The sequence below is a fragment of the Bifidobacterium sp. LH_450 genome (assembly GCF_056356715.1).
Window position 1 is genome coordinate 538,422 of sequence record NZ_JBKEUU010000001.1, and the last position, 12,320, is coordinate 550,741.

At 65.4% G+C, this 12,320-nt stretch carries 11 protein-coding genes, 1 pseudogene and 1 riboswitch; of the genes and pseudogenes, 10 read left to right on the forward strand and 2 right to left on the reverse strand.

Translation table 11 applies throughout. From position 1 onward, the window contains the following. Window positions 1–72 precede the first annotated feature (72 nt). On the reverse strand, window positions 73–1,548 hold the full coding sequence (locus AC1AXT_RS02325) for a glycine--tRNA ligase (protein WP_476540344.1): 1,476 nt from the start codon (window positions 1,546–1,548) through the stop codon (window positions 73–75). 75 nt (window positions 1,549–1,623) lie between these two features. After that, window positions 1,624–1,724: riboswitch (TPP riboswitch) on the forward strand. Here AC1AXT_RS02325 and thiM point away from each other — a divergent pair. The 10 genes and pseudogenes from thiM (at window position 1,716) to AC1AXT_RS02375 (ending at window position 11,665) form a co-directional block, all read left to right on the forward strand. Next, the gene (gene thiM, locus AC1AXT_RS02330) at window positions 1,716–2,609 is read left to right on the forward strand and encodes a hydroxyethylthiazole kinase (RefSeq protein WP_476540346.1); all 894 of its coding nucleotides are present in this window, start codon (window positions 1,716–1,718) and stop codon (window positions 2,607–2,609) included. It overlaps the preceding riboswitch by 9 nt. A 138-nt stretch (window positions 2,610–2,747) precedes the next feature. Continuing rightward, a pseudogene (locus AC1AXT_RS02335) lies at window positions 2,748–3,362 on the forward strand (thiamine phosphate synthase); the annotation flags it as partial. 108 nt (window positions 3,363–3,470) lie between these two features. After that, window positions 3,471–4,283 carry a bifunctional hydroxymethylpyrimidine kinase/phosphomethylpyrimidine kinase gene (gene thiD, locus AC1AXT_RS02340; protein WP_476540537.1) on the forward strand — a complete coding sequence of 271 codons (813 nt, stop codon included), beginning with the start codon at window positions 3,471–3,473 and terminating at the stop codon, window positions 4,281–4,283. Window positions 4,284–4,329: 46 nt separating this feature from the next. After that, window positions 4,330–4,767 carry a thiamine-binding protein gene (locus tag AC1AXT_RS02345; protein WP_476540538.1) on the forward strand — a complete coding sequence of 146 codons (438 nt, stop codon included), beginning with the start codon at window positions 4,330–4,332 and terminating at the stop codon, window positions 4,765–4,767. Between the two features lie 352 nt (window positions 4,768–5,119). Continuing rightward, on the forward strand, window positions 5,120–6,469 hold the full coding sequence (locus AC1AXT_RS02350) for an oligosaccharide MFS transporter (RefSeq protein ID WP_476540348.1): 1,350 nt from the start codon (window positions 5,120–5,122) through the stop codon (window positions 6,467–6,469). A gap of 121 nt (window positions 6,470–6,590) precedes the next feature. Continuing rightward, window positions 6,591–8,168 (forward strand): glycoside hydrolase family 32 protein, encoded by a 1,578-nt coding sequence (locus AC1AXT_RS02355; protein ID WP_476540350.1) that lies wholly within the window; start codon window positions 6,591–6,593, stop codon window positions 8,166–8,168. A 173-nt stretch (window positions 8,169–8,341) separates the two neighbouring features. After that, complete coding sequence (locus AC1AXT_RS02360) at window positions 8,342–9,163, forward strand: ABC transporter permease (RefSeq protein WP_476552795.1); 822 nt, start codon at window positions 8,342–8,344, stop codon at window positions 9,161–9,163. Between the two features lie 82 nt (window positions 9,164–9,245). Next, on the forward strand, window positions 9,246–10,334 hold the full coding sequence (locus AC1AXT_RS02365) for an ABC transporter substrate-binding protein (RefSeq protein ID WP_476552793.1): 1,089 nt from the start codon (window positions 9,246–9,248) through the stop codon (window positions 10,332–10,334). 276 nt (window positions 10,335–10,610) lie between these two features. After that, complete coding sequence (locus AC1AXT_RS02370; RefSeq protein ID WP_476552791.1) at window positions 10,611–11,201, forward strand: NAD-dependent epimerase/dehydratase family protein; 591 nt, start codon at window positions 10,611–10,613, stop codon at window positions 11,199–11,201. Then, complete coding sequence (locus AC1AXT_RS02375; RefSeq protein WP_476552789.1) at window positions 11,198–11,665, forward strand: RrF2 family transcriptional regulator; 468 nt, start codon at window positions 11,198–11,200, stop codon at window positions 11,663–11,665. Before AC1AXT_RS02370 ends, AC1AXT_RS02375 begins: the two co-directional genes overlap by 4 nt. A 104-nt stretch (window positions 11,666–11,769) precedes the next feature. On the opposite strand, the gene AC1AXT_RS02380 is transcribed toward AC1AXT_RS02375, so the two are convergent. Next, window positions 11,770–12,150, reverse strand: coding sequence for an MmcQ/YjbR family DNA-binding protein (locus tag AC1AXT_RS02380; protein WP_476552787.1), 381 nt, complete (start codon window positions 12,148–12,150; stop codon window positions 11,770–11,772). Between the last annotated feature and the right edge of the window lie 170 nt (window positions 12,151–12,320).

Consider the following 12,320-nt stretch of genomic DNA (forward strand, 5'->3'; position numbering starts at 1 on the left):
ATTGAAGATTGCCAAAGATTCACCAGGCCATGGGGCTCCCGGCCGCGCGGCCGGAAGCCCCATGGCGGCCGATCAGTACAGGCCGCCCGCTTCGGCGATCTTCACCGAATCGGCCCATGCCTCGCCGCCCAGCTCGACCGGCTTTTGCGGCACGCGCACGCGCTTGTCCTCGATGCGGGCGCGCACGTAGTCGGCGACCTTGTCGAGCGCGACGCGCTCCTGAGCCATCGTGTCGCGTTCGCGGATCGTGACGGCCTGGTCGTCGATGGTGTCGAAGTCGACGGTGATGGCCAGCGGGGTGCCGATTTCGTCCTGGCGGCGGTAGCGGCGGCCGATGGCGCCGGCCTCGTCGTAGTCCACCATCCAGTCGTTCAGGCGCAGGTCGGCGGCCAGGTTCTGGGCGATCGTCGCCAGTTCCGGCTTCTTGCTCAGCGGCAGCACGGCGGCCTTGTACGGGGCCAGGCGCGGGTCGAGACGCAGGACGGTGCGCTTGTCGACGCCGCCCTTCGTGTTCGGGGCCTCGTCGACGTCGTACGCGTCCACGAGGAAGGCCATGAGGGAGCGGGAAAGGCCCGCAGCCGGCTCGATGACGTACGGCACGTACTTCTCGCCGGTGGCCTGGTTGAAGTAGCTCAGGTCCTCGCCGGAGTGCTTGGCGTGCGCGGACAGGTCGAAGTCGGTGCGGTTGGCGACGCCTTCGAGCTCGCCCCAGTCGGAGCCCTGGAAGCCGAACTTGTACTCGATGTCGACGGTGCGCTTCGAGTAGTGCGCGAGCTTCTCCTTCGGATGCTCGTAGTGGCGCAGGTTCTCCGGCTTGATGCCCAGGTCGAGGTACCACTGCGTGCGCGCGTCGATCCAGTACTGGTGCCATGCCTCGTCCTGGCCGGGCTCGACGAAGAACTCCATCTCCATCTGCTCGAACTCGCGGGTACGGAAGATGAAGTTGCCCGGCGTGATCTCGTTGCGGAAGCTCTTGCCGGTGTTGGCGATGCCGAACGGCGGCTTCATGCGCGCCGACGTCATGACGTTCTTGAAGTCGACGAAGATGCCCTGCGCGGTTTCCGGACGCAGGTAGTGCAGCGAGTTCTCGTCCTCGACGGGCCCGAGGTTCGTGCGCAGCATCATGTTGAAGTCGCGCGGCTCCGTCCAGTTGCCGCGGTTGCCGCAGTTGGGGCACACGATGTCCTTGAGGCCGTTCTCCGGCAGCTTGTCGCCGTGCTTCTCGGCGTACGACTCGACGAGCTTGTCCTCGCGGTTGCGCTTGTGGCAGCTGAGGCATTCGACGAGCGGGTCGTTGAACACCGACACGTGGCCCGAGGCGACCCACACGGCGGACGGCAGGATGATCGACGTGTCGACGCCGACGACGTCGGCGCGGGTGACGACCATCGAACGCCACCATTCACGCTTGATGTTGTCCTTCAGCGCCACGCCGAGCGGACCGTAGTCCCAGGCGGAACGCGTTCCGCCGTAGATCTCGCCGGCGGGGAACACGAACCCGCGACGCTTGGCGAGGGAGACCACTTCATCGAGTTTGGATACAGCCACAATGCACCTTCTGGTTTGAACGGTTTGGGGTTTTAGACAAAATAACCTTACCGTCCGCTGCATACACTACATTGAACGCGTATGCAGGGGTGCCCCGCCGGGGCTGAGAGGGCTGCAAGCCCGACCCTTCGAACCTGTTGGCTAGAACCAGTGTAGGGAGCACGACCATGGCCCAGAATGCCGAATATTCCTTTACCACCGTCCCTTCTGCCGATCCGCTGCGCGGCGCGGTGCGCCAGGCCGCGACCGACGTGCGCGCCACGACGCCGCTGGCGCAGAGCTTCACCAATTTCGTGACGATCAATCTCGTTGCCAACGCCCAGCTGGCGGCGGGCGGCACGGCGGCCATGAGCTTCCTGCCGTCCGACATCATCGACACGGCGGCCGTATGCGGCGCGACGTACGTCAATGTCGGCACGCTGCTGCCCAGCTATCGCGAGGCGCTGGGCGAAATCTGCCGCGATTTCGCCGACAACGGGCGCAAGTGGGTGCTTGACCCGGTGGCCGCCGGCATCGGCGCCGACCGCACGGCGATCCTGAAGGCGATGAAGGCGACGCCGCCGACGATCGTGCGCGGCAACGCTTCCGAAATCATCACGCTGGCGAACATGTGGGAACTCGACGTGCCGGAACGCTCTTCGCAGCTCGCCGGGGTCGAGGCCGCCGACGACGTCGACGACGCGGCGCAGGCCGCCGTCGCGCTGGCGCGGTTCCTGCGCGACGGCTCGCCGGACGGGGCCGCGGCGGTCGCCGTTTCCGGGGCGGCCGACCTGGTCACCGACGGCGAGCGGACGCTGCGGCTGGCCGGCGGCAGCGAAATGATGACCAAGATCACCGGCGCCGGCTGCTCGCTCGGCGGCGTCGTGGCGACCTACCTGTGCGTCGCCGACCCGCTGGTCGCCGCGCTGGGCGCGTCGATGCTGTACAACGTGGCGTCCGAAGAGGCGGCAAAGGAGGCGACCGGCCCGGGCTCGTTCCAGACGGCGTTCCTCGACCGGCTGTGGAATACCTCGCCGGAACAGATCGCCGCCGCCCCGCTGGCCGACGAATGCGTGCGGTGAGGGGCGGCAACGCCGGAAAGCCGGGGAATTTTCGCAAGGCAGCGGATTCGCAGGATAAGGGATTTCGCGAGGCAAGGAATCTTGGATAGCGAACGCAAGGAAGGGACGGAGGAGACCGTGGACATTCCATTCGATTCAATGCGCCAGTCGTTCGATCTGGGGTGCTATTTCGTCGTCGGGCCGCAGGACTGCGCCGGCCGCGACGTCGCGCAGGTCGTCAGCGCGGCGCTGGCCGGGGGCGCGACGTTCATCCAGCTGCGCGTCAAGCCGGGGGACGCCGGCGACATCGTCGCGATGGCGCGCCGCATCGCCGACGTCATCGCGGCGCACGGCCTAGCGCAGCGGGTGGCGTTCGTCATCGACGACCGCGTCGACGCAGCGTGGCAGGCGCGGCGCGAAGGCATCAAGGTCGACGGCGTGCACATCGGGCAGAGCGACCTCGACCCGGTGGCCGCGCGGCGGCTGCTCGGGCCGGCGGCGATCGTCGGCCTGTCGGCCAAGACGCTGGAGCAGGTCAAGGCTGCCAATGCGCTGCCGGAAGGCACCATCGACTATCTGGGCGCCGGGCCGGTGCATCTGACGGCCACGAAGCCGGACTGCAGGCTGCCGGGCGACAGCGGCGACGGCACGCTGGACGCGGCGGCGATCGACGCGCTGTGCGCGGCGAGCCGCTACCCGGTGACGGTCGGCGGCGGCGTCAAGGCCGCCGACATCCCGATGCTCGCCGGAACGCAGGCCGACGGCTGGTTCGTCGTGTCGGCGATCTCGGCCGCCGACGACCCGGCGCAGGCCACCCGGGAACTGGTCGAGGCATGGCGGTCGCGGCGCGGCGAGGGGACGCACCGCCATGCGGCGAACGCGATGCGCGAAACGCTGCCGGCGGTGCTGACGGTCGCCGGAACCGACTCGTCGGGCGGCGCCGGCGTGCCGGCCGACATGAAGACGATCATGGCGCTCGGCTGCTTCGCCGAATGCGCCGTCACCGCCGTTACCGCGCAGAACACGACCGGCGTGCAGGCGGTGGAGGAAATCTCCCCCGACGTCATCGCCGCGCAGATCGAATCGGTGTTCGCCGACATCCCGCCGGCGGCCGTGAAGATCGGCATGGTGTCGTCGGCCGCCGCCATCGAGGCGATTGCGCACGAACTGGCGCGGGTAGGCGCGACGAACATCGTCGTCGACCCAGTGATGGTCGCCACCAGCGGCGCGAAGCTGATTGCCGACGACGCCGTCGCCACGCTCACCGAGCGGCTGTTCCCGCTGGCGCGCGTGATCACGCCGAACATCCCCGAAACGCAGGCGCTGTGCGCGGTCATCGGACGTCCGCTGCAGATCGCCGGCGAGGACGGCATGGCCGAAGCGGCCCAGCGGCTCGCGGCGACGTTCGGCTGCGCCGTGCTCGTCAAGGGCGGCCACGGCACGCGCGACGCCAACGACGTGCTCGTCACCCCCAAGGGCGCCGTGCGCTGGTTCCACGGGCGCCGCATCGACAATCCGAACACGCACGGCACCGGCTGCACGCTCTCCAGCGCAATCGCCTCGTACCTGGCGCGCGGGTTCGAGCTGGACAAGGCCATCGAGCTCGCCAAGCGCTACCTGACGGGAGCGCTGGCCGCGGGGCTCGACCTGGGCGAAGGCAGCGGGCCGATGGACCACGCGTGGGGCTGGCGCTGAACCGATGGACGACACGAAACCGATGAAGGAAACGAAAGGAACGCCGATGACGCAGGACGCCCCGGGAATCTCGGAGAATCCCCAAACGCAGGCGGCCAATCCGCTGGACCGCAACGCCGAACGCCAGCCGGTGCCGCTGGACGCCGACGGCAAGCCGTACCTGAACACCGTGGCCGCCGTGGCGATCGCGCCGAGCGGCACCGGTTCGGAACTCTCGCAGTACGTGGCGCAGGCCGTCGCGACGCTGCAGGATTCGGGGCTGCCGTGCGAAACGAACGCGATGTTCACGAATCTTGAAGGAGACCTCGACGCGGTGCTGGACGCCGTGCGCAACGCGGCGGCCGTGCTGGCGGAACAGGGCTACCGCACCGGCGTGACGCTCAAGCTGGACATACGCCCCGGCTTCAGCGGGCAGCTGCACGAAAAGGCGGCCCTCGTCGCCAATCTCCTCTCTTCCGGCGATTCGGCCGATTCCGTACGGTAGAAGCGCTCTCTTCGCTCCCCGCGTGGCATCAGATCGCGCGAATCTGTCATAAAGAGGGGCCGAGAGCGCAAGAAGCGGCGCGTTACCGGGCAACACGCGCCGCTTCAATCGTTGTAGCGCGGCATTTCGTTCCATAGATTGAGGATTGACGGACGCCCCGGCACCCCCAATCCTCGCGATGGGGCGTTCGTCGCCCCATACGCGACGACGTGGCCGCGTATGGCAGCCGACCATGGCTTGCGGAACGCCCAACGGTTCCGCGGGCCATGGACTGGCTGCAGTCCAGCCGCGCAGGCCGGGCCGATTCGCACCATCGAACGAAGAGGTTCCTATGGCGAGCAACGATACTGCAGTGAAGACTGACAAAAAGATCAACGTCTGGCACAATCCCTCCTATCTACAGAGTTCTACCGGCATTTTCCTATTCTTCTGTTCGTGGGGAATCTGGTGGTCGTTCTTCCAGCGATGGCTTGATTCGATGGGCCTTAACGGCGCCGAAGTCGGGACCATCTATTCCATTAATTCGCTGGCGACGCTGATATTGATGTTCGGCTACGGGCTGCTGCAGGACAATCTCGGCATCAAACGGCAGCTCGTCGTCGCCGTCTCGGCGGTCGCGGCACTCGTCGGGCCGTTCGTGCAGTTCGTTTATGCACCGCTCATGCATGTGAACCTCATGGCGGCCGCACTGGTCGGCTCGGTGGTGTTGTCGGCCGGCTTCATGGCCGGCTGTTCGCTGATCGAGGCCGTCACCGAACGCTACAGCCGGCGGTTCGGCTTCGAATACGGGCAGTCCCGTGCCTGGGGATCGTTCGGCTACGCTATCGTCGCGCTCATTGCCGGGCTCGTGTTCAACGTCAACCCGATGATCAATTTCTGGCTGGGCTCCGTGTTCGGCGTCGGGATGCTCGCCGTATACCTGGCATGGTATCCAGCGGAGCAGAAGGAAGCGCTCAAGGAAGCCGCCAACCCGAACGCGCCGAGAACGAACCCGACGCTGCGCGAAATGGGGGCCGTGCTCAAGATGCCGGCGCTATGGGTCATCATCGTGTTCATGCTGCTGACCAACACGTTCTATACGGTGTTCGACCAGCAGATGTTCCCGACCTATTACGCATCGCTGTTCCCCACCTGGGAAATGGGCAATTCAGTGTACGGCATTCTTAATTCAGTACAGGTGTTCTGCGAGTCGGCGATGATGGGCGTCGTGCCGATCATCATGCGCAAGGTCGGCGTGCGCAACGCGCTGCTGATGGGATCGACGGTGATGTTCCTGCGCATCGGGCTGTGCGGCATGTTCCACGATCCGGTCACGATATCCATCGTCAAGATGTTCCACGCCATCGAAGTCCCGCTGTTCTGCCTGCCAGCGTTCCGCTACTTCACGCTGCACTTCAACCCGAAGATGTCGGCTACGCTTTACATGGTCGGGTTCCAGATTGCATCCCAGGTTGGCCAGGTCATTTTCTCCACGCCGCTCGGCGCGCTGCATGACCGCGTTGGTGACCGCGCGACGTTCCTGACGATCAGCGTCATCGTCATCGCGGCTACGATCTACGGCTGCTTCGTCATCAAGAAGGACAACGAACAGGTCGATGGCGACCCCTTCCTCACCGACCGCGAGCGCAAACGCTTGGCAGAGCTGAAGGCGAATCTCGGTCCGGCAGGACAGGATGCCGCCGATACGCCGCTGGGAGCGTAAGCCACGTCCCCGACCCGGGCCCGCAATCTCAGGGCCGCAAAACAGAATCGTGAATCTTCCGCCGCGGCGCATCACTGCATGCATCGCGACGTAGTAAGCAGACATACCAAAGGAGTCCGCCATGGAACGCTTTATTCCGCAGGAACCGGTGCTCGAACCGATTGCCGACGAACGGGAGCTGCTGGCGAAGGCCGAGGAAAGCCTCGCCGCCCTGTCGGCCACGCGCCGCAACCGCTGGTACCCTTCCTTCCACATCGCCTCGCAGGCCGGATGGATCAACGACCCGAACGGGCTGGTGCATTACGGCGGCCGCTGGCACGTGTTCTACCAGCTCAATCCGTACAGCGTGAAGTGGGGTGCGCCGCACTGGGGCCATGTATCCAGCGCCGACATGCTCCACTGGCGGCGCGAACCGGTCGCGTTCGCGCCGAGCCTCGAACAGGAGAAGGACGGCGTGTTTTCCGGATGCGCGGCCATCGGCGACGACGGGCGCGTGCGGATGTTCTATACCGGCCACCGCTGGGCGAACGGGCACGACGATTCCGACGGCGACTGGCAGGTGCAGATGCTCGCCGAACCGGACGACGAAACGCTCACGTCCTTCACGAAACGCGGCATGGTCATCGACTGCCCGGTGGAGGACGTCAACCACCATTTCCGCGACCCGAAGGTGTGGAAGCATGCCGGACGCTGGTACATGACGTTCGGCGTGTCCTCGCGCGAATGGCGCGGGCAGATCTGGCTGTTCAGTTCTTCGGACCTCGCGAGCTGGAAGTACGAAGGCGTGCTGTTCGAGCACCCGGACCCGGACGTCTACATGCTCGAATGCCCTGATTTCTTCCCGCTCACCGACCGCTACGGGCGCCAGAAGTGGGTCATAGGGTTCTCGGCGCAGGGGGCGCGGCCAAGCGGCTTCGACAACCGCAATGCGAACAACGCCGGATACATGATCGGCTCGTGGGAACCGGGCGCCCCGTTCGAGCCGCAAACGGAATTCCGCCCGTGGGACTGCGGCCACAATTTCTATGCGCCGCAGACGTTCTCGACCGGAGATGGCGACCCGTGCGGGGAGCCGCGCCAGCTCATGTACGGGTGGATGAGCCAGTTCGTCGACCCGGTTCCGATGCAGGAGGACGGCTGGTGCGGCCAGCTTACCCTCCCGCGCGAAGTGCGGCTCGGCGCCGAAGGCGATATCGTGACGCCGCCGGCGCGCGAAATGGAGGGGTTGCGGCTGGATACGACGTCGTTCGGCGACATCCGCTTGGAAGCCAACGAGGAACGGGTGCTTGTGCCGGACGGGCAGGCCGTCGAGATCGAGATAGTCATCGACCTGTCGGCAAGCTGCGCCGAGCGCGCCGGGCTGCGGCTGCACTGCACGCCCGACGGCTCGTTCACGGCGCTGCATTTCGACGCGCAGCTCGGGCGCATCGTCCTCGACCGCGCAGCCGCGGCCCGCGGCGACCGCGGCTACCGGACGGCGCCGCTGTCGGCCGCCGAACTGGACGACGGGGCGATCAGCCTGCGCGTGTTCGTCGACCGCGGCTCCATCGAAGCGTACGTCAACGGCGGCCGGCAGGTGCTGTCGTCGTATTCGTTCCCGTCCGAGGGGCCGCGCGAAGTGCGGCTGTCGGCCGAATCAGGCTGCGCGACGTTCCGCAACGTCCTCGTGCATAATCTCGCTTCCCTCGGCCTCGACTGATACGGGCGCGTGGGGAGGCCGACTGGGCCCCTTGCGTTCGGGCACCGTCGCCGCTACACTGGGGACGTTGTTTTCATAGCTTTTCTGGCCGACGGCGGGCTGACTCCTCACCTTGCTGCCAAGCGCCCCGGCCGCGCAGCGCGACGTTACCCGCGCAGAAAGTAAGGTGTGCATTGTCTTCATGCGCGCACTCGCCGTCCGGCCCCCACCGCCAGCGTTCCGGCTGGCTTGCGCGGCGCTGGCCGACGATAGCCGCCGTTGCGCTGCTGCTGGTCGCATGGCAATGCTGGGTGGATTTCGGCCACCTTCCAGCCACCTTCCTCGCCTCCCCCACCGAGATCGTCCGCTCGATCGCCACGTCGTGGCCGACGCTGTGGCCGGCGACGGCGACGACGCTGGGCGAAGGGCTCGCCGGCTTTCTGGCGGCCGTCGCCATCGGCATCGCGCTCGGCGCGCTGCTGTACCGTTCGAGGCGCGCCAACGCCGCCCTGTTCCCGCTGATCGCCGCAGCGCAGACGCTGCCGCTGATTTCCATCGCGCCGCTGTTCCTCATCTGGTTCGGGTTCGAACCGGCTGGCAAGGCCGTCATCGTCGCCGTGTTCGCGGTGTTTCCGGTCATCGTCGCCACGATCCGCGGGCTGGAATCGGTGCCTGCGTTCTATTCGGACGTCGCGCTGACGTGCGGCGCGACGCAGCGCTGGACGCTGTGGCATGTCAAGCTGCGCGTCGCGGCGCCGCAGGTGTTCTCCGGCGTGCGCATCAGCGCGGCGTACGTGTTCTCGACGGCGGCGACGGCGGAATATCTCGGCGCACGCGGCGGCCTGGGAATCTGGATCCAGGCAGCCTACAATTCGTTCCGCACGGCGCGGCTGTTCGCGGCGACGGTCATGATCGCGCTGATGACGGGACTGCTGCTGCTCGCCGTTCGCGGCGTCGAGCGGCTCTCGCTCGGCGCCCCGGGTGCGAACGACGATCCGGATGCCGGACAGCTATGAACCGGCGCAACCTCGGGAACCTGCGCGCCCGCGCAATCCAATCTCAGGCGTTGCGGAAAACCAAACGAAAGGACCCAACCCGATGAAGAAGCTCATCTCCACCGTGGCCGCGGCCACCCTCGCCTTCGGCGGCATGGCGACGCTCGCCGGCTGCGGCTCGTCGAACTCCGGCCTGTCGAACCTGACGGACGTGACGTTCATGAACTACTGGACGCCGGACACCAACCATATCGGCGTCTATATCGCCAAGGACAAGGGCTACTACGAAGCGGAGGGGCTCAATGTCGACATCGTGGGCGTCTCGTCGTCCGGCGGCGAGCAGGCCGTCAGCTCCGGCGTGGCCGACTTCGCGCTGTCGACGCTGACGAACATGGCGCAGTACGACGCGGCCGGCGGCGACCTTGAAATGGTCATGCAGGTGCAGCAGGAGCCGAGCGCGATCTGGTGCGCGCTGGCAAGCAACAGCGCCATCAAGAGCCCGAAGGACTTCGACGGCAAGACGTTCGCGACGTTTGGCTCCTCGGAATCCGATGCCGTCGTGCGCAAGATGATCCAGTCCGACGGCGGCAAGGGCGAGTTCGACAAGGTGACGGTCGGCACGTCGACGCTGCAGGCGCTCTCCAGCGGCCGTGCGGACTTCGGCGGCTTCTACTCCACCTGGGAAGGCGTGCAGGCGGAGATGGAGGGGCCGGCGCTCAACTGCTTCACCGAACCGGACTACGGCGTGCCGGGCAATGCCGACTCGATCGGCGTCATCACCAGCGCGAAGACGGTGTCCGACGACCCCGAGCTGGTGGAGAAGTTCGTCGCGGCGACGAAGAAGGGCTACGAGTTCGCCTACGCGAATCCGGCGACGGCGGCGCAGATGCTCGTGCGCCTCGCGCCGGAAGCCGACCTCGACGTCGACATGGTGACGAAGAGCATGGAAACGATCGTCGAAGGCGCCTACTGGGGCTCGCCGCAGGAAATCAGCGACGGCAGCTTCCAGCTGGGCACGATCGACGTCGACGGCGTGCAAAAGTACCTCGATTTCCTCGCCGATGCCGGCGCGTTCACCGACGCCGACGGCAACGAACTGTCCAGCGCGCCGGAAGTCTCCAAGATCTCTACCAGCGAGTTCGTGCAGAAAGCCGCCTCGTCCGGGCAGTCCAGCGCATCGGCGTCCAACTGAGGGCGGAGCGAACCACGGTTCACGCTCCCCTGACAGCAACGCCGATACCCTTCCGGAAAAAGATAGAAGATTCAGCATGCTGTTAGAAATGGATAGACGATCCTAGAAGTAGCTAGAAATAGCTAGACGATGATAGAGGCTGCTAGAAATAGATAGACGATCATAGAAACAGTTAGAAATAGATAGAACCAAGCGCATGGTAGCGGAAGCGGTTCGGGGTGGTTATTATGGATATTTAATATCCATGGAAGATTTTCCATCATCGAAAGGTTCGCCATGACCACCGTCATCATGCTTGGAGGCAACGGATACATCGGCCGCAACGTCATCGAACGCTGGCACGCCGCCGAGCCGTCCACTGAATTCATCGTCGTCTCGCGCAAGCAGGACGGCACGCCGCAACTGCCGAATGTGCGTTGGGTCGCCGGCAACGCCGACAGCGCCGCCGACCTCGACAAGGTCCTCCCCGCTCGGTTTGACATGATCTGCGATTTCGTCGGCGGCATGGACCCGGCGTCCAACATGCCGGCGGCGAAGGCGATGGTCGCAGTCGCGGCCACGCACGGCGCCTACGCGATGGGCTACGTGCAGGGGCGCCTCGGCGGCCGCGCGTTCGTTAAGGCAAAAAGCCAAGTGGCAGCCTTCTTGAAGCAGCAGAAAATCCCCACCGTCATCGTCAATCCGACGCTCGTCTACGGCAACGGGCGCCACGACGCGATGTCGAAAATGGTACCTCTGCTCAAGTTCGCCGGACTGTTCAACCACAACCTCAAGCCGGTGACGGTTACGCAGGTCGCCGATGAACTCGTCGCCGGAATGATGAAGATCGAGCGCGCGCATGCCGCCAAGGAAAGCGGCGCCAGGTGAAGGCGAATGCAAGCTGCGAGACGGCGCTGTGCGCCGTCATCATGATCGCGCTGCAGGACGGCCACCGGCCGGTGCCGGGTGCAACGCTGGCGCGGTGGCTGGAAGTCTCGGAATCGTACCTGATGAAGACGATGCGCAAGCTCGCGGTCTCGGGTCTTGTAACTAGCCACGTCCAGCGCGGCGGAGGCTATACGCTGGCGCGAGCGGCCAGCGAAATCGGCGTCGGCGATATCGTCGCCGCGCTGTCAGCGGAGCCTACGCTGCCCGCCAGCGGCCTGCCGGCAAGGATTTTCCCCGACGCCGCACACACCGCCGAGGTGCTGGATCTGCTGGAACGCACGGCGCAGCAGGCGCGTGACGATTACCTATCCGCATTGAACCGCCTGACCATCGCCGATCTAGTGCGCCCCGACGCGGCCGACGGCGTCATCGACTGGGCAAGCGAGCACAGCCGCGCGCAATGATCGTAGAACTTTCGAACGCCCCATGCAGCGAATCTTCTACCATTCCAGAAGATGGTAGAAGATTCCGAACGCTGCTAGAACTAGTTAGAAATCAATAGATGCACTTAGACGTCGCTAGACTCTGCCCAGGCGGAACCGACCGGGCGGCGGGATTTCGGGAGCTTCTCCACGACCGCGAGATAGGAAATGGCGACCAGTTCGCGAACCAGTCGCCCATCCATATCGCTGCCCGCACGAAGCGTAATCCAATGTTTTTTGTTCATGTGGTAGCCGGGCGTAATCGACTCATGCGCCTGCGTAAGCGCGACGGCATCCTCGGGATCCGCTTTCACGTTGATAAGCTGCCCGTCATGCACGGTAGCAAGAAGGAACCACTTGCCGCCCACGCGAACGGCTTCCCAGCCCTCGGCGAACGGGTAGGCCTCCGTTCCCGGCAACTCGAGCGCGCATTCCATCGCCACGTCATAAAGCTCTCTATCATCCATGGCAGCCTCCTCTGAACTCAATCCGGAAGGGTGATAACCTTGCCGTCTTTCGATGTGACAGTGATGCTGACTGTAGCTCCGAATCCTTCCGCGTACCAGTAGAGCACTTCCGTTGACATGCGGCGTATCGGCGTGGATTCGATACGGCTGACACGCGCTTGGCTCAATTC

Coding starts and splice junctions, on each gene's coding strand:
- AC1AXT_RS02355 (WP_476540350.1), top strand. CDS start 6,591: ATGGAACGCTTTATTCCGCAGGAACCGGTGCTCGAACCGATTGCCGAC.
- thiM (WP_476540346.1), top strand. CDS start 1,716: ATGGCCCAGAATGCCGAATATTCCTTTACCACCGTCCCTTCTGCCGAT.
- AC1AXT_RS02370 (WP_476552791.1), top strand. CDS start 10,611: ATGACCACCGTCATCATGCTTGGAGGCAACGGATACATCGGCCGCAAC.
- AC1AXT_RS02380 (WP_476552787.1), bottom strand. CDS start 12,150: ATGGATGATAGAGAGCTTTATGACGTGGCGATGGAATGCGCGCTCGAG.
- AC1AXT_RS02365 (WP_476552793.1), top strand. CDS start 9,246: ATGAAGAAGCTCATCTCCACCGTGGCCGCGGCCACCCTCGCCTTCGGC.
- AC1AXT_RS02345 (WP_476540538.1), top strand. CDS start 4,330: ATGACGCAGGACGCCCCGGGAATCTCGGAGAATCCCCAAACGCAGGCG.
- thiD (WP_476540537.1), top strand. CDS start 3,471: ATGCGCGAAACGCTGCCGGCGGTGCTGACGGTCGCCGGAACCGACTCG.